The sequence below is a fragment of the Streptomyces sp. NPDC005752 genome, from assembly GCF_040630715.1.
Lineage (GTDB): Bacteria > Actinomycetota > Actinomycetes > Streptomycetales > Streptomycetaceae > Streptomyces.
In genome coordinates, this window is the sequence record NZ_JBEXYB010000032.1 from 68,641 (window position 1) to 89,704 (window position 21,064).

Sequence of the window (21,064 nt, forward strand, 5' to 3'; positions counted from 1 at the left end):
CACGTTTTCAGTCATTTCTCGCGCGCCTGGTTCATTGAGTGGGGGAAGTGCGAACACCTGTGGAAAATTGGCGCGAAGGTACCCGAACCGGGCACACGCATGAGTCGAACGACGTGACCGTCCAACTGGACGGACTGGGACGTCAGCTCTCCGAACTACCTGTCGAACCAGGGCCTCCTGATCCTTCGGACGGCCCTGTGTTCGTCGACGAGAGCGGTCGCCGCAGCAAGACGTACCGGCGTGCGGGATGGGTGCTCGCCACGGTCTGCGCCGTGTACGCGGTGACGCTCGTGGTCGCCGTGCTCGGCGGCAACTCCAGTGCACCCTGGCTGCCGCTCTCCGGTCAGGACGAGAAACACGCGGAAGAGGTCGAGGTGCGGCCCGCCCCGAGTGGCGACGTCGTGTCGCGGAGTCCCGGAGCCACGCCCGGCGTCTCCGCCTCGCCGTCCGGCACCGCCACGGCCTCTCCGTCGAAGGGCGCCTCCGCGTCCGGCCGGGCCGAGCCGAGCGCGAGCGCCTCGGCCTCCAGGTCGAGCAAGCCCCCGAAGGGCGACTCCTCCTCGGCCCCCGCCCCGGCCGTCTCCGCGTCCCGGCAGCCGAGCCGCGAGCCGTCCGCGTCGGCCGACCCCGTCCCGCCCGTCGAGGAGAGTCCGCCGGCGTCCCCGGAGCCCTCGGAATCACCGGTGCAACCACAAGAAGGCGTTCAGTAGATGACAACCCCCGTTTCGCGGGGCAGGCACAACCGGAAGAAGAAGCGGACCGTCCGGCGCAGACTTCCCATGCGCTATCTGCTGCCCTCGGTCCTTCTGATGGCCCTGCTCGCCATGCTCATGCTGCGCGGATACGTGCACAGCGAGATCCTCGCCGACCACCGCGTCCAGGCTCCCGCCGCCACCACACAGGTGCCGGACGGGGTGCTCGAAGGCGGTCCGGTCATCGACGCCCGTAAGAGGGGCGAGGGCGCCGAGACGCTCCGGATACCCGATCGCAAGATCGTTCTGACCTTCGACGACGGCCCCGACCCGGTCTGGACCCCGCGCGTCCTCGACGAGCTCAGGAAGCACCACGCGCACGCCGTCTTCTTCGTCACCGGCACCATGGCCTCGCGCTACCCGGACCTGGTGAAGCGAATGGCCGACGAGGGGCACGAGGTCGGGCTGCACACCTTCAACCACCCCGACCTCTCCTTCCAGTCCACCGACCGCATCGACTGGGAGCTCTCCCAGAACCAGCTGGTACTGGCGGGCGCGGCCGGCATCCGTACGTCCCTCTTCCGGCCCCCGTACTCCTCGTTCTCCGACGCCATGGACGACGAGTCCTGGCCGGTCACGCGGTACATCGGCAGCCGCGGCTACCTCACCGTGGTGAACAACACCGACAGCGAGGACTGGAAGCGCCCCGGTGTCGACGCGATCATCGAGCGCGCGACGCCCGAGCGCGGCAAGGGTGCCGTGATCCTGATGCACGACTCCGGAGGCGACCGGTCCCAGACCGTGGCCGCCCTGGGGAGGTTCCTGCCGCAGATGCAGGGGCGGGGCTACGAATTCACCAACCTGACCTCGGCACTCGGTGCCCCCAGCGCGCACACCCCGGTCACCGGCTCCGCGCTCTGGAAGGGCAGGGCGTTCATCGGGGCGGTGGAGATCTCCGAACACGTCACCGGAGTCCTGGTGGTCGGCCTCGCGGTCATCGGCGTCCTGGTGATGGTCCGCTTCGGACTGATGCTGCTGCTCTCCTTCCTGCATGCCAGGAAGGTGCGACGCAGAGACTTCAGCTGGGGCCGGGAGCTGACCCGACCGGTGTCGGTCCTCGTGCCCGCGTACAACGAGCGCGAGTGCATCGAGGCCACCGTGCGGTCGTTGGTGGCCAGCGACTACCCGATCGAGGTCATCGTCATCGACGACGGCTCGACGGACGGCACGGCCGACCTCGTCGAAGCGATGTGGATCCCCAATGTCCGGGTCGTCCGCCAGCGCAACGCGGGCAAGCCCGCGGCCCTCAACAACGGCATCAGGAACGCCCGTCACGACATCGTCGTGATGATGGACGGCGACACGGTCTTCGAACCGTCCACCGTGCGCGAGCTCGTGCAGCCGTTCGCCGACTCCCGGGTCGGAGCGGTCGCGGGCAACGCCAAGGTCGGCAACCGCGACTCGCTGATCGGCGCCTGGCAGCACATCGAGTACGTGATGGGCTTCAACCTCGACCGCAGGATGTACGACGTCTTGGGCTGCATGCCCACCATCCCCGGCGCGGTCGGCGCCTTCCGCCGGGACGCGCTGGACCGGGTCGGCGGCATGAGCGAGGACACCCTCGCCGAGGACACCGACGTCACCATGGCGCTGCACCGCGACGGCTGGCGCGTCGTCTACGCCGAGAACGCCAGGGCTTGGACCGAGGCCCCGGAGTCGGTGCAGCAGCTGTGGTCGCAGCGCTACCGCTGGTCGTACGGCACGATGCAGGCCATCTGGAAGCACCGCCGTGCGGTCGTCGAGCGCGGACCGTCGGGCCGCTTCGGACGCGTGGGACTGCCGTTCGTCTCGCTGTTCATGGTCGTCGCCCCTCTGCTGGCGCCCCTCATCGACGTCTTCCTGCTGTACGGACTGGTCTTCGGCCCGACGGGGAAGACGGTCGCGGCCTGGTTCGGGGTCCTGCTGGTGCAGGCCGTCTGTGCCGCGTACGCCTTCCGGCTCGACCGTGAGCGCATGACCCATCTGATCTCCCTGCCGCTCCAGCAGATCCTCTACCGGCAGCTGATGTACGTCGTGCTGCTCCAGTCCTGGATCACCGCTCTCACCGGTGGCCGGCTGCGCTGGCAGAAGCTGCGGCGCACGGGCGTGGTGGAAGCGCCCGGCGGCACGCCGAACCGTCGCAAGGACACGGACAGGGACCGGAGGCCGGTCGCATGACCCACCCCGACCGGCCGCAGCGGGACGGCGCCGGACATGACGACCACGCGTGGCCGTACCCCGGGGCATCCCGGGCGCCGTCGCGGCAGGGCAGCGCCCGGCCCGGCGCCGCGCCGACCGTCCCCTCTCCGTACGCGCCGGTGGATGCGGGGTACCCGGGGCGGGCCCCCGCACCCCCGGCCCCCGCCGCAGAGACCCCCGCGCCCCGCGCCGAGCCGGGACGCGACCGCTATCTGGACCTGCTCAGGGCCGTGGCCCTGGTCCGTGTCGTCCTCTTCCACCTCTTCGGCTGGGCCTGGCTGACGATCCTCTTCCCGTCCATGGGCGTGATGTTCGCGCTGGCCGGTTCGCTGATCGCCCGCTCGCTGGCCCGGCCGGCGGGAAGCGTCATCCGCGGCCGGCTGCGCAGGCTGCTCCCCCCGATGTGGGCGTTCTCGCTCGTCGTCGTGCCGGTGATGTTCGCGCTGAGCTGGAAGCCCGTCCGGGAGGAGGGGCTGTGGTGGTTCGTGCGACTCGGCAGCTATCTGTTCCCCCTCGGCTCGCCCCCGTATCCCGAGGAGAGCGGCTTCGACGGCGGATGGCTGGAGCTGAGCTGGGCCGACCAGGCGGCGGGACCGCTCTGGTACATCCGCGCCTACCTCTGGTTCGTGCTTGCCTCGCCCCTGCTGCTCAAGGCGTTCCGCAGGCTGCCGTGGGTCACGCTGCTCGCCCCGATCGGTCTCACGGCCGTGATCGGCACGGGTCTGGTGACCGTGCCGGGAACGTTCGGCGAGGGCCTCGTCGACTTCGCGGTGTTCGCCTCCTGCTGGATCCTGGGTTTCGCCCACAACGACGGGCTGCTGAAGGAAGTCCCGCGCTACCTCGTGGTGTCGTCCGCCGCGATCGTCATGGGCTTCGGCCTCTGGTGGGCCTCCGGGCACCTCACGGAGGAGGGCTGGAACCTGGACGAGATCCCGCTCGCCCAGGCCACCTGGTCCCTCGGCTTCTGCGCGATCCTTCTGGTCTACGCCCCCTCCTGGCGGAAGCTGCCCGGCAGGCTCGCCGGCTGGGACAGCCTGGTCACGCTGGCCAACAACAGGGCCGTGACGATCTACCTGTGGCACAACGTGCTGTTCATCGCGGCCGCGCACCTCGTGGACCAGCTCTGGTCCGTACCGTGGTTCGGCGACACGTTCGGTACGTACATGGAACGGTCGTACGAGGTGCTGGTCCTGATCGCGATCTGGCCGCTGATCGGGCTCGCGATCCTGGCGTTCGGCTGGGTCGAGGACGTCGCCGCCAGGCGCCGGCCGAGCCTGTGGCCGAACGGGGCGGGCCGGACGCGCCGGACCTGACCGGCCGCCGGGGGTGCGGCGGGCCGGCTCACCGCACCCCGGGCCGGTACACCGCACCCCGGGCCGGTACACCGCACCCCGGGCCGGTACACCGCACCCCGGGCCGGCTCACCGCACCCACCCGCTGCCCGGCTCACCGCACCCCCGGCGGCCGAGTGAGAACGAGGTTGCGCACCGGTCACCTCACGGCACCGCGCCGAAACGAGGACTGCCTAGGGTCATCAGCACAACACCCCGACCCCTGTGGAGGCGCGTGATGGCCGGTCGTTGGATCGAGCAGTGGGAGCCGGAGGACGAGACCTTCTGGCGGGAGACGGGCGAGAAGGTCGCCCGAAGGAACCTCTGGTTCTCCGTGCTCTCGGAGCACATCGGGTTCTCGATCTGGTCCCTGTGGTCCGTCATGGTCCTGTTCATGGGACCGGAGTACGGCGTCGACCCGGCCGGGAAGTTCTTCCTGATCTCCACGGCCACCCTCGTCGGCGCCGTCGCCCGGGTGCCGTACACCTTCGCGGTCGCGCTGTTCGGCGGGCGCAACTGGACGATCTTCAGTGCGCTGTCACTGCTGGTGCCGACTCTCGCCGCCTTCTGGGTGATGGAGCCCGGTACCTCTTACACCACGTTCCTCGTCGTCGCCGCGCTCACCGGCATCGGAGGCGGCAACTTCGCCTCGTCGATGACGAACATCAACGCCTTCTTCCCACTGCGCAAGAAGGGCTGGGCGCTCGGGCTCAACGCCGGCGGCGGCAACATCGGCGTCCCGGTCGTCCAGCTCGTCGGCCTGCTGGTCATCGGCCTGGCGGGCGCCGCGCACCCGCGGATCGTCCTCGGCGCGTACATCCCGCTGATCATCGTCGCCGCACTCGCCGCAGCGCTGAGGATGGACAACCTCCGGCCCGTCCAGAACGACACGGGGGCGGCGCTCCAGGCCGTGCGCCAGCCGCACACCTGGATCATGTCGGTGCTCTACATCGGCACCTTCGGCTCGTTCATCGGCTACAGCTTCGCCTTCGGGCTCGTCCTGCAGACCCAGTTCGGCCGGACCCCGCTGCAGGCCGCCTCGCTCACCTTCATCGGACCGCTGCTGGGCTCCCTGATCCGGCCGGCGGGCGGCTTGCTCGCCGACCGGTTCGGTGGAGCCAGGATCACCCTGTGGAACTTCGCGGCCATGGCCGTCGCGACCGGTGTCGTCGTCTACGCCTCGGGCATCGAGTCGCTGACGGTGTTCCTCGTCGGCTTCATCGCGCTGTTCATGCTGACGGGACTCGGCAACGGCTCCACGTTCAAGATGATCCCGGGCATCTTCCACGCGCAGGGCATCGCCAAGGGGCTGCGCGGCGAGGAGGCCGCGGCGTACGGCCGGCGGCTCTCCGGCGCGGCCATGGGACTCATCGGGGCGGTCGGGGCCCTGGGCGGTCTCGCGATCAACCTCGCGTTCCGTCAGTCCTTCGCGAGTTCGGGCACCGGGACGGCCGCCTTCTGGTGCTTCCTCGGCTTCTACGCCGTCTGCTTCGGCCTCACGTGGGCGGTATACCTTCGGCGCACCGAAGCGGTGGCCGCGAAGCCCCAGCTCAGCTATGCCGAGGTGTGAGGATGACCTCAGCGCGTCGCAGGACGTAACGGGCGGGAAATACGAAGGGACCGAGACTGTCACGCAGGGTTGACAGTCTCGGTCCTCCGCATCATCGAGCAACAGCGGGACGAGAGCCGGGTATCACGCCATGCACGACGACGACGCACAGCACGGGCCCCTGGCGGGCTTCACGGTGGGAGTGACCGCAGCCCGTCGCGCCGAGGAGCTCGGGACGCTCCTCACGCGCAGGGGTGCCGCGGTCCTGCACGCGCCCGCACTGCGGATCGTGCCGCTCGCCGACGACAGCGAACTCCTGGCCGCGACCAGGGAACTGATCGACAGCGCCCCCGACGTCGTGATCGCGACCACCGCCATCGGCTTCAGGGGCTGGGTGGAGGCCGCCGACGGGTGGGGCATCGGGGACGGGCTTCTCGAACTGCTGCGCGGTGTCGAGCTGCTCGCCCGTGGACCCAAGGTCAAGGGCGCCATCCGGGCGGCCGGGCTGACCGAGGCGTGGTCGCCGCAGTCGGAGTCGATGGCCGAGGTCCTTGACCGACTCCTGGACGAGGGTGTCTCGGGCCGCCGGATCGCACTCCAACTGCACGGCGAACCGCTGCCGGGTTTCGTCGAGTCGCTCAGGGCGGCGGGCGCCGAGGTCGTCGGCGTACCCGTCTACCGGTGGATGCCCCCGGAGGACATCACCCCGCTCGACCGGATGCTCGACGTCACCGTGGCCCGTGGCCTGGACGCCCTGACCTTCACCAGCGCTCCCGCCGCCGCCTCCTACCTGAACCGGGCGGAGGCCCGCGGCATGCTCCCGGAGGTGCTGGACGCCCTGAGCCACGATGTCCTGACGGCCTGTGTGGGGCCGGTCACGGCCCTTCCGCTGCAGGCCAAGGGCATCGACACCGTCCAGCCGGAGCGCTTCCGGCTGGGCCCGCTCGTCCAGGTGCTCTGCGCCCGGCTGCCCGCCCGGGCCCGTACGCTCCCGGTCGCCGGCCACCTGGTCGAGATCCGGGGCCACGCCGTGCTGGTCGACGGCGCACTGCGCCCCGTCCCCCCGGCCGGTATGGCCCTGCTGCACACGCTGGCCCGCAGGCCGGGCTGGGTGGTCTCCCGCGCCGACCTGCTGCGGGCACTGCCCGGCAGCGGTACCGACGAGCACGCGGTGGAGACGGCGATGGCCCGGCTGCGTACGGCACTCGGGGTGCCGCGGCTGATCCAGACGGTCGTCAAAAGGGGCTACCGGCTGGCGCTGGACCCCTCCGCGGACACCAAGTACGACGGTTCCTGACCCGGCCGCTAGCGTGCGGGGATGACCCATGACATCCATCCCCTGACCGACGGGGTCGGGCTGAGGCCCGTGACCCTCGGCGACGCGGAGTCCTTCGCCGAGGCCCTGACCCGCAGCCGCGCGTACATGCGGCGCTGGGAACCCGTGCGCCCCGACGCCTTCTACACCGTCGCCGGCCAGGTCCAGCGGCTCACCGGGCTGCTGGCCGACCGGGACGCGGGGCGTGCGATGTCCTGGGCGCTGGCCGACGAGCGGGACCGGGTCGTGGGGGCGATGACGCTGGCCTCCATCGAGCGCGGGCCCTTCCGCAACGCCCGGCTCGGCTACTGGATCGACGTCGACCGGGCGGGCCGGGGACTGGCCACGGCCGCCGTCACCCGGGTCTGCGAGCTGGCACGGGACGGGCTGGGACTGCACCGGATCGCAGCCGGGACGGTCCTGGACAACATCGCCTCGCAGCGCGTCCTGGCCAAGTGCGGGTTCGAGCTGTACGGAACGGCGCCGCGCTATCTCCACATCGACGGTGCGTGGCAGGACCACCGGATGTTCCAGCGGATCCTGCACGACGGCCCGCCGCAGGGCTGACCCGGCGGTGCTCCGGCGAGGTCCCGGCAACCGGGCGCGGGCGGCCCGGCGCCGACCCCGCACGAGATTCCCGACGCAGCTGCGGTGAGGGAAAGGTGTCCGCCCGTGAATGAACGCGGTCTCGACGGGGAGGACCACTTCGAGGTCCGCACCTTCGACGGCGAACGGCTGGTGGAGATCGACGCCTGATCGCAACCGGAGCGGCAGGTGCGCTCGGGGCCCCCTTTCGCGTACGGTTGACGGCTGCTTGATGCACGTCAGAAGGGGGCCTCGGTGGCCGCGCAGGATGCCGCTGTCGATTCGTTGCGGGACCGGGAGATCGGTGTCGAACAAGAACATCTGGACCGGGTCTACCGCCGTCTCGAAGAGAAGATCGACGAGGCGGAATTTCTCATGCAGGACGCCAACAAGCGGGGCCAGGTGGGTACTCCCGGGGCACTCGCCGAACGGGATGCGCAGGTCTTCCGTGCCGGCGTCCATCTCAACCGGCTCAACAGCGAGTTCGAGGACTTCCTCTTCGGGCGGATCGACCTGCTGCGCGGCAAGGACGGTGAACGCGGCCCGGACGGCGCCTTCACCTCGGTGGAGGCGGCCGACGACGCGGTGGGGGAGGACGGCACCGCCGAGATCGCGGAGATCCTCCACATCGGCCGTATCGGCGTGCTCGACTCCGACTACGCGCCGCTGGTCATCGACTGGAGGGCGCCCGCCGCCGCGCCGTTCTACCGTTCGACGCCCAAGGATCCGGGCCGGGTCGTGCGCCGTCGGGTCATCCGCTCCAAGGGCCGCAGGGTCCTGGGGGTCGAGGACGACCTGATGCGCCCGGAGCTGGCCGCCCGGCTGAAGGGCGACGATCTGCCCGTCATCGGCGACGGCGCCCTGATGGCGGCACTGGGCCAGGCCCGCAGCCACACGATGCGGGACATCGTCTCGTCGATCCAGGCCGAGCAGGACCTCGTGATCCGTGCCCCCGCCGCCTCCGTCACCGAGGTGTCCGGCGGCCCCGGCACCGGCAAGACGGCCGTGGCCCTGCACCGGGCCGCGTACCTCCTCTACCAGGACCGGCGGCGGTACGCGGGCGGCATCCTCGTCGTCTCGCCGACCCCGCTCCTGGTCGCGTACACCGAAGGGGTGCTGCCCTCACTCGGCGAGGAGGGCCAGGTCGCGATCCGCGCGGTCGGCTCGCTGTCCGACGAGGCCGCGGGGGTGGAGGGGGCGACCACGTACGACGAGCCCGCCGTCGCCCGGATCAAGGGCTCGTCCCGGATGCTCCACGTGCTGCGCAAGGTGGCCCGCGGGGCGCTGGAGCAGCCCGCGCCCAGGCCCGCCGCCCAGGAAGGGCAGCTGGAGTTCGGGGAGACCCCCGCAGAGGCGGGCACCCCCACCCGGCTGAGGGTGGTGGCGTTCGGCGCCCGCGTGGAGCTGGAGGCGGACGAGCTCCGGCGGATCCGGCACAACGTGCTCGGTGGCACGGCACCGGTCAACCTGCTGCGCCCGCGCGCCCGAAGACTGCTCCTGGACGCCCTGTGGAACAAGTCCTCGGGCCGGGGCCGCCACACCGACCCCGAGCTGGTCGCCGAGCTGCGTTCCTCGTTCGACGAGGACGTGTCCACGGAGACTCCGTTCCTCGCCTTCCTGGACGCCTGGTGGCCGGAACTCACCCCCCGACGGGTGCTGGCCGCCATGTCCGACGAGCGGCGCCTGAACCGATGGGCGCGCCGGATCCTCAACCAGGGCGAGGTGCGCCGTCTGGCCCGTTCGCTGAGGCGGCTGGACGAGGACGGCAAGGGCCCGCTGTCCGTCCACGACGTGGCGCTCCTGGACGAGCTGCAGACCCTGCTGGGCACCCCGGCCCGTCCGAAGCGGAGGCGGGAGGCCGATCCGCTGGACCAGCTGACGGGGCTGGAGGAGCTCATGCCGCAGCGTGAGGAGACGCAGCGCGAGCGGGCCGAGCGGCTGGCGGCGGAGCGCACCGAGTACGCCCACGTCATCGTCGACGAGGCCCAGGACCTGACGCCGATGCAGTGGCGGATGGTCGGCCGCCGCGGCCGGCACGCCACCTGGACGATCGTCGGAGACGCGGCACAGTCGTCCTGGTCGGACCCGGACGAGGCGTCCGCCGCCCGTGACGAGGCGTTGGGCAACCGGCCGCGGCGTCACTTCACGCTCACGGTGAACTACCGCAACCCGGCGGAGATCGCCGAGCTGGCGGCCAAGGTGCTGGCGCTGGCCATGCCGGGGATGGAGTCCCCGGCGGCCGTCCGTTCGACGGGTGTCGAGCCGCGCTTCGAGACGGTGCGGGGTGGGGACCTCGCCTCGACCGTCCGCGAGGAGGCCCGCAGGCTGCTCTCGGAGGTGGACGGCACCGTCGGTGTGGTCGTCGCGATGAACCGCCGCGCCGAGGCCCGCGCCTGGCTGGAGGAGCTCGGCGAGCGTGTCGTGGCGCTGGGGAGCCTGGAGGCGAAGGGCCTGGAGTACGACGCCACGGTGGTGGTCTCTCCCGCGGAGATCGCCGACGAGTCCCCGGCGGGACTGCGGGTGCTGTACGTCGCACTCACCCGTGCGACGCAGCAGCTCACCGTCGTCTCCGGTGAGCGGGACATGCCGGACGAGGCGGGTGTCCCGGACCTGCTGAGGGACTGAGGGGGCCGGGGCCCGGCGCCCGCTCGGGCGGGGCTCCTCCCCGGTGTGCGGAGGGCCTTTGCGAGTCGACCCGTCGCACAGGAATCACTTTTCCGGGGTGTTTGTTAGCCTGGTGTCGGCACCGGCTCGATCCAAGCCCCCGGGCCCAACCATCGTCGCTACGAGCGACCACTTGCCGCGAGGCGAGCATGGCGGGCCGGTGTCACCTGACTCGCACAGGACAGACCCGCGTCACCTCACGGTGACGCGGGTCTGTCCGTTTTCACGGGGCCGTGGAGGGGCGGAGCATGCCGTGAGTGCCCGGCGTTCCGGAGTCGGCCGACCCACCCGCTTCGCACGGTCCACCGGGGTTACGCGGGACGACCGTTTCTCGTATGGTGGAAAAAACTTTCCGAAAGGTGGCAGTCATTACCTGCTACCGGCCGGTAGGTGCGACGATCGGAACGCACGTGCGGGGCCGAGCCCCATTCGCGTGCGGCAACGAAGCTCAGAAAAGCGAAGGACTCGGCCATGGCAACGGCGCCCAGCGTCTCGTACTCGATGACGGTCAGGCTGGAGGTGCCCGCGAGCGGCACAGCGGTCTCCCAGCTCACCACGGCCGTGGAGTCCTCCGGAGGTTCGGTCACCGGCCTCGACGTGACCGCTTCCGGCCACGAGAAGCTCCGGATCGACGTCACGATCGCGGCTTCCTCGACCTCGCACGCGGACGAGATCGTCGAAGGCCTGCGGGACATCGACGGTGTCATCCTGGGCAAGGTCTCCGACCGTACGTTCCTGATGCACCTCGGCGGCAAGATCGAGATGGCGTCCAAGCACCCCATCCGCAGCCGTGACGACCTGTCGATGATCTACACCCCGGGTGTGGCGCGGGTCTGCATGGCGATCGCCGAGAACCCCGAGGACGCGCGTCGTCTCACCATCAAGCGGAACTCCGTCGCGGTCGTTACGGACGGCTCCGCGGTGCTCGGGCTCGGCAACATCGGCCCGATGGCCGCGCTCCCGGTGATGGAGGGCAAGGCCGCCCTCTTCAAGCGTTTCGCGGGGATCGACGCCTGGCCGATCTGCCTGGACACGCAGGACACCGACGAGATCGTCTCCATCGTCAAGGCGATCGCCCCCGGCTTCGCCGGGATCAACCTCGAGGACATCTCGGCCCCCCGCTGCTTCGAGATCGAGGCACGGCTGCGCGAGGCCCTGGACATCCCCGTCTTCCACGACGACCAGCACGGCACCGCGATCGTGGTCCTGGCGGCGCTGACGAACGCGCTGCGCGTGGTGGGCAAGTCGATCGGTGACGTACGGGTCGTCATGTCCGGTGCCGGTGCGGCCGGTACGGCCATCCTGAAGCTGCTGATCGCGGCGGGCGTCAAGCACGCGGTCGTCGCGGACATCCACGGTGTGGTGCACGCGGGCCGTGCGGACCTGGTGGAGGCCACCCCCGACTCGCCGTTGCGCTGGATCGCCGACAACACGAACCCCGAGGGCGTCACAGGCACCCTCAAGGAGGCCGTGGCCGGCTCCGACGTCTTCATCGGGGTGTCCGCCCCCAACGTGCTGGACGGCGCCGACGTGGCGGCCATGGCGGAGGGCGCGATCGTCTTCGCGCTCGCCAACCCGGACCCCGAGGTGGACCCGGCGGTCGCCCGCGAGACGGCGGCGGTCGTCGCCACCGGACGCTCGGACTTCCCGAACCAGATCAACAACGTACTGGTCTTCCCGGGTGTCTTCCGCGGCCTGCTGGACGCCCAGTCCCGCACCGTCGACACCGGGATGATGCTGGCCGCGGCCCGCGCCCTCGCCGACGTCGTCGCGGAGGACGAGGTGAACGCGAACTACATCATCCCGTCGGTCTTCAACGACAAGGTCGCGGGCGCCGTCGCCGGCGCCGTCCGGGAGGCCGCGAAGGCCGCCGGACTCGCCGAGGCGGCCGCCGACCCCGCGTAGGAACGTATCTCCGGACGGCCCCCTCACACGCCGTCCGCGGGGGTCGGCCACGGCTCCTGCGGACGGTGCCGCAGCTCACGTCCGGGCGGCCCGTCCGGCGCGTCGCGGGTCGCGGCGTCCCAAACGCCCCTTTAGGGTGGGCGGGCAGCGAGCCCCACAGGCCCGGCACCCGCTGCGGACCGCTCCAACAAGTCGACGGAACGTCATCACGGCCACGCGGTGGTGCTTTTCGTACCGACGCGGAGGGGTTCGGATTGGCGTTAGCGCCGCAGGTGGGGGCAGGATGCGTATTCGGGCGCGAGGGTCTGACAGCAGACCCGGGTCCGGGGACTGTCAGAGGGCCCTGGCAGCATCGGCTTCGATCTCACGCCTCACAGGCAAGAAGAACACGGGAGTACAAACATGAACCGCAGTGAGCTGGTGGCCGCCCTGGCCGACCGTGCCGAGGTGACCCGCAAGGACGCCGACGCCGTTCTGGCCGCGCTCGCCGAGACCGTCGGCGAGATCGTCGCCAAGGGCGACGAGAAGGTCACCATCCCCGGCTTCCTGACCTTCGAGCGCACCCACCGTGCCGCTCGCACCGCTCGTAACCCGCAGACCGGCGACCCGATCAACATCCCGGCCGGCTACAGCGTGAAGGTCTCCGCGGGCTCGAAGCTCAAGGAAGCCGCCAAGGGCAAGTAAGGCCCAAAGGCATCAAGAAGGGCGGCCGTCCCGACCGGGACGGCCGCCCTTCGGCATACCCGGAAGCGTGTCCGGGAGTCCCCGCCTCCGCGCACACCGCCCGTGCGGCGCCGTGAGACCGCCTGCGACGCCCCGGCACCCCCCTGCGGCCCCCGAGTGAGGCTTCCGCCCCGTTCGGCTCTGTACGGGCGTTCTGCGGCCCTTGCGGCGGAGGGTGGAGGGCGGCGCGTGGGGCCCACGCGCCGCTGCCGGTGCCGGATTCCGACGCGGGAACGCGAAAGCCCGCCGCCCCGGTCCCTCGCGGGGGGCCGGGGCGGCGGACTGTGGTGCGCGGGTGCGCAGTGCTGTGTGCGGCAGCACTGTGCGTGCGCCGGAGCGCACCGGGCGGAGCGTCAGACGAGTGCGCCGCCGGGGAGTTCGACCTTCGCTCCGAGCTTCTCCAGCTTGTCCATGAAGTTCTCGTAGCCGCGGTTGATCAGGTCGATGCCGTGCACCCGGGACGTCCCCTGGGCCGCCAGGGCGGCGATCAGGTACGAGAACCCGCCGCGCAGGTCGGGGATGACCAGATCCGCGCCCTGGAGCTTCGTGGGCCCGGACACGACCGCGGAGTGCAGGAAGTTCCGCTGCCCGAAGCGGCAGTCGGAGCCCCCGAGGCACTCGCGGTACAGCTGGATGTGAGCACCCATCTGGTTGAGCGCCGAGGTGAAGCCGAGCCGGGACTCGTAGACCGTCTCGTGGACGATCGACAGGCCGGAGGCCTGCGTCAGGGCCACGACGAGCGGCTGCTGCCAGTCGGTCTGGAAGCCGGGGTGCACGTCCGTCTCCAGGGCGATGGCGTTCAGCGCGCCGCCCGGGTGCCAGAAGCGGATGCCCTCGTCGTCGATCTCGAAGGCTCCGCCGACCCGGCGGAAGGTGTTGAGGAAGGTCATCATCGAGCGCTGCTGGGCGCCGCGCACGTAGATGTTGCCCTCGGTCGCCAGGGCCGCGGAAGCCCAGGAGGCGGCCTCCAGACGGTCCGGGATCGCCCGGTGGGTGTAACCGTCGAGCCTGTCGACACCCGTGATCCGGATGGTCCGGTCGGTGTCCATGGAGATGATCGCGCCCATCTTCTGCAGTACGCAGATGAGGTCCTCGATCTCCGGCTCGACGGCCGCGTTGGACAGTTCGGTGACGCCCTCGGCGAGGACGGCGGTCAGCAGCACCTGCTCGGTGGAGCCCACCGACGGGTACGGCAGCCGGATCTTCGTGCCCCGCAGCCGCTGCGGGGCCTCCAGGTACTGGCCGTCCGCCCGCTTCTCGATGGTCGCGCCGAACTGGCGGAGCACCTCGAAGTGGAAGTCGATCGGCCGACCGCCGATGTCGCAGCCGCCGAGACCCGGGATGAACGCGTGGCCCAGCCGGTGCAGCAGCGGGCCGCAGAAGAGGATCGGGATGCGCGACGAGCCCGCGTGGGCGTCGATGTCGGCGACGTTCGCGCTCTCGACGTGCGACGGGTCGAGGATGAGTTCGCCCGGCTCGTCGCCGGGGCGGACGGTTACGCCGTGCAGCTGCAGCAGCCCCCGGACCACCCGCACATCGCGGATGTCGGGCACGTTGCGGAGCCGGCTGGGCCCGCTGCCGAGCAGCGCGGCGACCATTGCCTTCGGCACCAGGTTCTTGGCGCCTCGGACGCGGATCTCGCCCTCCAGCGGGGTGCCGCCGTGGACAAGCAGGACATCGTCTGTGCCGGTCATGTATCTCGCGTTCCGGAGTGGTCGGGCAGGGGGCCATCAAAAGGGTAATGGCCCCCGGCCCTCCTTCAGTAAGGCACCGGGGGCTACGGGGCCGTCATGGATCCGGCCCGACACGTTCTGCTTCCCGGGCCTTGCGGAGGGTCACCGTCCGCACGCTGCGCCCGGCCGCCCCGCGATCCTGTGCCCCCGATGGGCCCGGGCGGCGCCCGTACGCCCTGAGCTGCGGACGGGCGCCCGGCGGGAGCGGGCAGGCAACTTGTCCCCCACGGAGGGCGAAGATGCGGGATCATCTCTGCCATGACGGAGGTGTCCTCGCTCACAGGACGGCTGCTCGTGGCCGCGCCGGCCCTGGCGGACCCGAATTTCGACCGTGCGGTGGTGCTGCTCCTCGACCACGACGAGGAGGGCTCGCTCGGCGTGGTCCTGAACCGCCCGACCCCCGTCGGGGTCGGGGACATCCTGGCGTCCTGGGCGGGTCTGGCCGGTGAGCCGGACGTGGTCTTCCAGGGCGGCCCGGTCTCGCTCGACTCGGCGCTGGGCGTGGCGGTGATCCCCGGGGACGAGGGGATCGCCCCGGGAGGCCCTTCTCCGAGCTCTCCGCTCCGCCCGGGCGCGGGCCCCCCCACCGGCTGGCGCCGGGTGCACGGGGCGATCTGCCTGGTGGACCTGGACACGCCGCCGGAGCTGCTGGCGGCGGCGCTCGGTTCGCTGCGGATCTTCGCCGGATACGCGGGCTGGGGTCCCGGCCAGCTGGAGACGGAGCTGGCCGACGGCGCGTGGTACGTCGTCGAGTCGGAGCCCGGCGACGTCTCCTCGCCGCACCCGGAGAACCTCTGGCGTGCCGTTCTGCGGCGGCAGCGCAGCGAACTGGCGATGATCGCCACGTATCCGGACGACCCTTCGCTGAACTGATGCTCGGAGCTTTCAGTACGCTTGGCAGTTATGAGCACTCTTGAGCCCGAACGCGGGGCAGGTACGGGGACCCTCGTAGAGCCGGCGCCACAGGTGTCGAACGGCGACGGTGACCACGAGCGCTACGCCCATTACGTCCAGAAGGACAAGATCATGGCGAGCGCCCTGGAGGGCACTCCCGTGGTCGCACTGTGCGGCAAGGTCTGGGTTCCGGGGCGCGACCCCAAGAAGTATCCGGTCTGTCCCATGTGCAAGGAGATCTACGAGTCCATGGGCGCCGGTGGCGACAAGGACAAGGGCAAGGGCGGCAAGGGCGGCAAGGACGGCGGCAAGAAGTAGCCCACCCGGCTTCTTCCCCTTCTTCCCTACCGATCCCTGACTCCGGTCCCCGGGGCGCGCGGTGACGCGTGCCCCGGGGACCGTTCGCATGTCCGGGTGCGGACGCGCGCGCCGTGGAGAGGGCGCGCGGGACGCGCGGTGTGCGTTGCACGGGCTGCACCACGTGGTCACAGAGTGGTTGAGACCACTTGTCGGCGTGCTGAGGCGCCCTTAGTCTCCTGCCAGTTGTGCAGAACGAAACGCACGTTGCATCGTATGCAACGATTGACCGGTAGGGGTCCCGGATGAAGCTTTCTGCCCGAATTGCCGCTCCCGCCGCGGCTCTTGTCCTGGCCGGTCTCACCGCCACCGCCTGCGCGCCGCAGACCTCCGACACCAGCGCCTCGGGTGACGAGAAGACGGGGACGCTCCGCGTCTGGCTCTTCCAGGAGGTCGGGAACAAGCCCAAGGAGAAGGTCGTCGACGCCGCGATCGCCGACTTCGAGAAGTCCCATGAGGGGGCCGAGGTCGAGGTCGAGTACATACCCGTCGACACCAGGGCCCAGCGCATCAAGGCCGCCTTCAACGACCCGGAGAGCGCTCCCGACCTCATCGAGTACGGCAACACCGACACCGCCGGCTACGTGAAGGACGGCGGACTGGCCGATGTCAGCAAGGAGTTCGCGGCCTGGGACGAGGCCAAGGACACCGACCCGACCGCCAAGCAGTCGGTGACGGTGGGCGGCCAGGTGTACGGGGCCCCGCTCTTCGTCGGCGTAAGGGCTCTGTACTACCGCACCGACGTCTTCGAGGACCTCGGGATCGAGCCCCCGAAGTCCCAGGACGAGCTGATCTCCACCGCGAAGAAGATCCACCAGGAGAAGCCGGACCTGTACGGCCTCGCGGTGGGCGGTGCCTACACCTACGGTGCGATGCCCTTCATCTGGGCACACGGCGGCGAACTGGCCGAGGAGACCGGCGTGAGCTACGCGTCGGCCATCAACAGCGAGAAGGCCCGCAAGGGCATCGAGGCCTACACCTCGCTCTTCGGGGACGACAACTGCCCGGCGGCCAAGTGTGCGGCCATGGGCGGCAACGCCACCGTCACCGCCTTCGCGTCCGGCAAGGCGGCCATGGCGATCGGCGGCGACTTCAGCCACGCGGCCGTCGAGGCGGGCAGCGTGAAGGGCAAGTACGCGGTCGTCCCGCTGCCCGGAGTGAAGCAGGGCTCGATCGCCCCCGCGTTCGCCGGAGGCAACAACATCGGGGTGCTCAAGAGCAGTTCGCACCGCACCCTCGCGGTCGACCTGATGAAGTCGCTGACCGGGAAGAAGACCCAGGCGGAGATGTTCGACGCCATGGGCTTCCTGCCGACCTACACGGACGTGCGGGACGCACTCGCCGAGGAACAGCCGTTCGTCGGACCGTTCGTCGACACGCTCGGCTCAGGAGCCAAGTTCGTCCCCGCCTCCCCGGCCTGGGGCCAGATCGACGCCTCGCTGGTCCTGCCGACGATGTTCCAGGAGATCGTCAGCGGCCGTAAGGACGTGGCGGCCGCCTCGGACGACGCGGCGAAGAAGATGGACGCGGCGTTCGCCGACGCGGGCTGACGATGACCGCGAACACCGCACTGCGCAAGGTGCCCGCCCGGCGTGGGGCGGGCGGGTCACCCGCCCGCCCGCCCCGGCGCCACCCGGCCTCACCCGCGCGGCGCTCCGGCTGGACCCCCTGGCTCTACCTGCTGCCCGCGCTCGTCCTGCTCGGCGGACTCCTCGTCTACCCGATCTACCAACTGGGCCTGATCTCCTTCCTGGAGTACACCCAGGCCCAGGTCAGCGGCGGCGAACCGACCACCTTCCAGGGCTTCGGCAACTACGCCACCCTCTTCGGCGACAGCCAGTTCTGGCAGGTGCTCCTGGCGACCGTGGTCTTCGCCGCGGCCTGCGTGCTCGCCACCCTGTTCGTCGGCTGCGCCCTGGCCGTCCTGCTGACCCGGGTCCGCGCCCTGCCGCGGCTCGCGCTCATGATGGCGGCGCTGGGCGCCTGGGCGACGCCGGCGATCACCGGATCGACCGTCTGGGTCTTCCTCTTCGACCCGGACTTCGGTCCGGTCAACAAGGTGCTGGGACTCGGCGACTTCTCCTGGACGTACGGCCGTTACAGCGCCTTCGCGCTGGTGCTCCTCGAAGTGCTCTGGTGCTCGTTCCCGTTCGTGATGGTGACCGTGTACGCGGGCATCCGGGCGATCCCCACCGAGGTGCTGGAGGCGGCCTCGCTGGACGGCGCCTCGCAGTGGCGCATCTGGCGGTCGGTCATGGCACCGATGCTGCGGCCGATCCTGATCGTCGTCACCATCCAGTCGATCATCTGGGACTTCAAGGTCTTCACCCAGATCTACGTCATGACCAACGGCGGCGGCATCGCCGGCCAGAACCTGGTGCTCAACGTGTACGCGTACCAGAAGGCGTTCGCGTCCTCGCAGTACAGCCTCGGATCGGCGATCGGCGTCGTGATGCTGGTGATCCTGCTGGCCGTGACGCTGGTCTATCTGCGCCTGGTGCGGCGCCAGGGGGAGGAACTGTGAGCGCACGTGCGCTTCTGCGCGTCCGCAGGCCCGGGAGGCTGGCGGCGGAGGCCGCCGCCCTCGTCATCGCCGCCGCGGTCGCCTTCCCGCTGTACTGGATGGTGCTCTCCGCGCTCAAGCCGGCGGGAGAGATCCAGTCCACCGAGGCCAGGCCCTGGACACTGGCCCCGTCCCTCGACTCGTTCCGACGGGTCTTCGAACAGCAGGAATTCGGCCGTTACTTCCTCAACAGCCTGCTCGTCGCCGGCACGGTCGTCATCGCCTCCGCGCTGATCGCCTTCCTCGCGGCGACGGCCGTGACCCGGTTCCGCTTCAGATTCCGCACGACCCTGCTGATCATGTTCCTGGTCGCGCAGATGGTGCCGGTCGAAGCACTGACCATCCCGCTGTTCTTCATGATGCGGGACTTCGGCCAGCTGAACACACTGGGCTCGCTCATCCTGCCGCACCTCGCCTTCTCGCTGCCGTTCGCGATCTGGATGCTGCGCGGCTTCGTCAAGGCCGTCCCCGAGGCACTGGAGGAGGCCGCCTACATCGACGGTGCGAGCCGCACCCGCTTCCTCTGGCAGATCCTCTTCCCGCTCGTCTTCCCGGGACTCGTGGCGACCAGCGTCTTCTCCTTCATCTCGACCTGGAACGACTTCCTGTTCGCGAAGTCGTTCATCATCAGCGACACCTCCCAGTCGACGCTCCCCATGGCGCTGCTGGTCTTCTTCAAGCCCGACGAGAACGACTGGGGAGGGATCATGGCGGCCTCGACGGTGATGACCATCCCCGTCCTGGTCTTCTTCGTCCTCGTACAACGGCGGCTGGTCTCCGGACTCGGCGGAGCCGTGAAGGACTGACATGGACAACCTGATCCCCGCGCCGGTGCGCACCGGCGGAGACGACGGCCGCGCATTCGTCCTCGACGGTGCCACGACCCTCACCGCGGGACCCGGGACCGAGAGCACCGAACGCTGGCTGCGCACCACGCTCGGGGCCGCCTTCGGCCTGCCGCTGGCTCCGGGCCCCACGGACGCGGCGGACAGCGGCAACACCATCGAGCTGCGCGTCGACCCCTCGCTGGAACCCGAGGGCTACCGGCTGGGCGTGGAGCCCGTCCGGGGCGTACGGATCACCGGTGGAAGCGCGGCCGGGGTGTTCTGGGGGGCGCAGACCCTCCGGCAGCTCCTCGGCCCCGAGGCGTTCCGCCGCGCACCGGTGAGCCCCGGCGCCGAGAGGCGCGTCCCCCTCACGGAGATCGAGGACGGCCCGCGCTTCGGCTGGCGCGGCCTGATGTTCGACGTGGCACGGCACTTCACGCCGAAGGACGGCGTGCTGCGCATGCTCGACCTGCTCGCCGCACACAAGCTGAACGTCTTCCACTTCCACCTCACCGACGACCAGGGCTGGCGCGTCGAGATCAAGCGTCACCCCAGGCTCACCGAGGTCGGCGCCTGGCGCGCACGCACCAAGCACGGCCACCGGGCCTCCGAACTCTGGGACGAGACGCCGCACGGCGGCTTCTACACGCAGGACGACATCCGCGAGATCGTCGCGTACGCCGCCGAGCGGCATATCCGCGTCGTCCCCGAGATCGACATCCCCGGCCACTCGCAGGCAGCCATCAGCGCCTATCCGGAGCTGGGCAACACCGACGTCGTCGACACCTCCGCGCTTTCCGTGTGGGACACCTGGGGCATCAACCCGAACGTACTCGCCCCCACCGACAACACCCTGCGGTTCTTCGAGGGCGTCTTCGAGGAACTGCTCGGCCTGTTCCCCGCGGAGACCTCGCCGTTCATCCACGTCGGCGGCGACGAGTGCCTCAAGGACCAGTGGAGGCAGTCGGCCACGGCACAGGCCCGCATGGCCGAACTCGGCCTGGCGGACGAGGACGGGCTGCAGTCCTGGTTCATCCGCCACTTCGACCGCTGGCTCACCGACCGGGGCCGCCGCCTCATCGGGTGGGACGAGATCCTGGAGGGCGGCCTCGCCGAGGGAGCCGCCGTCTCGTCGTGGCGCGGATACGCGGGCGGGATCGCCGCAGCGGAGGCCGGGCACGACGTGGTGATGTGCCCGGAGCAGCAGGTCTACCTGGACCACCGTCAGCACGGCGGCCCCGACGAGCCCATGCCCATCGGGTACGTCCGCACCCTGGAGGACGTCTACCGCTTCGAGCCCGTTCCCCCCGGCCTCTCCGAGGACGCGGCCGCGCACGTCATGGGCACCCAGGCCAACGTCTGGACGGAGGTCATGCAGAACCAGGACCGTGTCGACTACCAGGTGTTCCCGAGGCTCGCAGCCTTCGCCGAGGTCGCCTGGTCACGGCTCCCGGCGCCCGGTGAGCGGGACTTCGCGGGGTTCGAACGCAGGATGAACGTCCACTACGCCCGGCTCGACGCCCTGGGTGTCGGCTACCGGCCGCCCGCCGGACCGCGGCCGTGGCAACGCCGGCCAGGCGTTCCGGGTCGCCCGATCGAGGGACCGCCCCCGACCGTGTGACCACCGCCCCGCGTCCTGGCCAGGGGAACTGAACAAGCCGCACGAACCCTCTGAAGAGCGGCAATTC

General features: G+C 70.5%; 16 protein-coding genes. 15 read left to right on the forward strand and 1 reads right to left on the reverse strand.

Translation table 11 applies throughout. From position 1 onward, the window contains the following. The first annotated feature begins 59 nt into the window (after positions 1-59). The 9 genes from ABZ441_RS25180 (at position 60) to ABZ441_RS25220 (ending at position 12,963) form a co-directional block, all read left to right on the forward strand. On the forward strand, positions 60-710 hold the full coding sequence (locus ABZ441_RS25180) for a hypothetical protein (RefSeq protein ID WP_358978165.1): 651 nt from the start codon (positions 60-62) through the stop codon (positions 708-710). Continuing rightward, on the forward strand, positions 711-2,909 hold the full coding sequence (locus tag ABZ441_RS25185) for a glycosyltransferase (RefSeq protein ID WP_358978129.1): 2,199 nt from the start codon (positions 711-713) through the stop codon (positions 2,907-2,909). It abuts the gene before it with no gap. Further along, on the forward strand, positions 2,906-4,243 hold the full coding sequence (locus ABZ441_RS25190) for an acyltransferase (RefSeq protein ID WP_358978131.1): 1,338 nt from the start codon (positions 2,906-2,908) through the stop codon (positions 4,241-4,243). Before ABZ441_RS25185 ends, ABZ441_RS25190 begins: the two co-directional genes overlap by 4 nt. Before the next feature lie 256 nt (positions 4,244-4,499). After that, on the forward strand, positions 4,500-5,831 hold the full coding sequence (locus ABZ441_RS25195; RefSeq protein WP_358978133.1) for a nitrate/nitrite transporter: 1,332 nt from the start codon (positions 4,500-4,502) through the stop codon (positions 5,829-5,831). Between the two features lie 130 nt (positions 5,832-5,961). Continuing rightward, a complete protein-coding gene (locus ABZ441_RS25200; protein WP_358978135.1) occupies positions 5,962-7,107 on the forward strand; it encodes a uroporphyrinogen-III synthase in 1,146 nt (381 codons plus the stop codon). A 21-nt stretch (positions 7,108-7,128) separates the two neighbouring features. After that, the gene (locus ABZ441_RS25205) at positions 7,129-7,692 is read left to right on the forward strand and encodes a GNAT family protein (RefSeq protein WP_358978137.1); all 564 of its coding nucleotides are present in this window, start codon (positions 7,129-7,131) and stop codon (positions 7,690-7,692) included. A 273-nt stretch (positions 7,693-7,965) separates the two neighbouring features. Further along, positions 7,966-10,335, forward strand: a complete 2,370-nt coding sequence (locus tag ABZ441_RS25210; RefSeq protein ID WP_358978139.1) for a UvrD-helicase domain-containing protein — start codon at positions 7,966-7,968, stop codon at positions 10,333-10,335. A 510-nt stretch (positions 10,336-10,845) separates the two neighbouring features. Continuing rightward, entirely contained in the window at positions 10,846-12,279 is a 1,434-nt protein-coding gene (locus ABZ441_RS25215) for an NAD-dependent malic enzyme (RefSeq protein WP_358978141.1), read from the forward strand. A gap of 402 nt (positions 12,280-12,681) precedes the next feature. Next, positions 12,682-12,963 carry an HU family DNA-binding protein gene (locus ABZ441_RS25220; RefSeq protein WP_003968811.1) on the forward strand — a complete coding sequence of 94 codons (282 nt, stop codon included), beginning with the start codon at positions 12,682-12,684 and terminating at the stop codon, positions 12,961-12,963. Between the two features lie 392 nt (positions 12,964-13,355). Here the strand turns inward: ABZ441_RS25220 and murA are convergent, their stop codons facing one another. Next, positions 13,356-14,696 carry a UDP-N-acetylglucosamine 1-carboxyvinyltransferase gene (murA, locus tag ABZ441_RS25225; RefSeq protein WP_356884934.1) on the reverse strand — a complete coding sequence of 447 codons (1,341 nt, stop codon included), beginning with the start codon at positions 14,694-14,696 and terminating at the stop codon, positions 13,356-13,358. A gap of 297 nt (positions 14,697-14,993) precedes the next feature. Here murA and ABZ441_RS25230 point away from each other — a divergent pair, with 297 nt between their 5' ends. The 6 genes from ABZ441_RS25230 (at position 14,994) to ABZ441_RS25255 (ending at position 20,997) form a co-directional block, all read left to right on the forward strand. Further along, positions 14,994-15,608, forward strand: coding sequence for a YqgE/AlgH family protein (locus ABZ441_RS25230; RefSeq protein ID WP_358978143.1), 615 nt, complete (start codon positions 14,994-14,996; stop codon positions 15,606-15,608). Positions 15,609-15,638: 30 nt separating this feature from the next. Further along, positions 15,639-15,947: a DUF3039 domain-containing protein gene (locus tag ABZ441_RS25235; RefSeq protein ID WP_358978145.1), complete on the forward strand. Its 309-nt coding sequence runs from the start codon at positions 15,639-15,641 to the stop codon at positions 15,945-15,947. A gap of 284 nt (positions 15,948-16,231) precedes the next feature. Continuing rightward, positions 16,232-17,536: an extracellular solute-binding protein gene (locus ABZ441_RS25240; protein ID WP_358978147.1), complete on the forward strand. Its 1,305-nt coding sequence runs from the start codon at positions 16,232-16,234 to the stop codon at positions 17,534-17,536. A gap of 2 nt (positions 17,537-17,538) precedes the next feature. Continuing rightward, positions 17,539-18,510: a sugar ABC transporter permease gene (locus ABZ441_RS25245; protein WP_358978149.1), complete on the forward strand. Its 972-nt coding sequence runs from the start codon at positions 17,539-17,541 to the stop codon at positions 18,508-18,510. After that, positions 18,507-19,355 carry a carbohydrate ABC transporter permease gene (locus tag ABZ441_RS25250; protein ID WP_358978151.1) on the forward strand — a complete coding sequence of 283 codons (849 nt, stop codon included), beginning with the start codon at positions 18,507-18,509 and terminating at the stop codon, positions 19,353-19,355. The genes ABZ441_RS25245 and ABZ441_RS25250 overlap by 4 nt, the downstream gene beginning before the upstream one ends. 1 nt (position 19,356) lies before the next feature. Then, a complete protein-coding gene (locus tag ABZ441_RS25255) occupies positions 19,357-20,997 on the forward strand; it encodes a beta-N-acetylhexosaminidase (RefSeq protein ID WP_358978153.1) in 1,641 nt (546 codons plus the stop codon). Positions 20,998-21,064 lie beyond the last annotated feature (67 nt).

Bases quoted from the DNA above. Each gene is read 5' to 3' on its own strand.
- ABZ441_RS25185 (WP_358978129.1), top strand. From the start codon at position 711: ATGACAACCCCCGTTTCGCGGGGCAGGCACAACCGGAAGAAGAAGCGG.
- ABZ441_RS25190 (WP_358978131.1), top strand. From the start codon at position 2,906: ATGACCCACCCCGACCGGCCGCAGCGGGACGGCGCCGGACATGACGAC.
- ABZ441_RS25195 (WP_358978133.1), top strand. From the start codon at position 4,500: ATGGCCGGTCGTTGGATCGAGCAGTGGGAGCCGGAGGACGAGACCTTC.
- ABZ441_RS25200 (WP_358978135.1), top strand. From the start codon at position 5,962: ATGCACGACGACGACGCACAGCACGGGCCCCTGGCGGGCTTCACGGTG.
- ABZ441_RS25205 (WP_358978137.1), top strand. From the start codon at position 7,129: ATGACCCATGACATCCATCCCCTGACCGACGGGGTCGGGCTGAGGCCC.
- ABZ441_RS25215 (WP_358978141.1), top strand. From the start codon at position 10,846: ATGGCAACGGCGCCCAGCGTCTCGTACTCGATGACGGTCAGGCTGGAG.
- ABZ441_RS25220 (WP_003968811.1), top strand. From the start codon at position 12,682: ATGAACCGCAGTGAGCTGGTGGCCGCCCTGGCCGACCGTGCCGAGGTG.
- murA (WP_356884934.1), bottom strand. From the start codon at position 14,696: ATGACCGGCACAGACGATGTCCTGCTTGTCCACGGCGGCACCCCGCTG.
- ABZ441_RS25230 (WP_358978143.1), top strand. From the start codon at position 14,994: ATGACGGAGGTGTCCTCGCTCACAGGACGGCTGCTCGTGGCCGCGCCG.
- ABZ441_RS25235 (WP_358978145.1), top strand. From the start codon at position 15,639: ATGAGCACTCTTGAGCCCGAACGCGGGGCAGGTACGGGGACCCTCGTA.
- ABZ441_RS25240 (WP_358978147.1), top strand. From the start codon at position 16,232: ATGAAGCTTTCTGCCCGAATTGCCGCTCCCGCCGCGGCTCTTGTCCTG.
- ABZ441_RS25245 (WP_358978149.1), top strand. From the start codon at position 17,539: ATGACCGCGAACACCGCACTGCGCAAGGTGCCCGCCCGGCGTGGGGCG.
- ABZ441_RS25255 (WP_358978153.1), top strand. From the start codon at position 19,357: ATGGACAACCTGATCCCCGCGCCGGTGCGCACCGGCGGAGACGACGGC.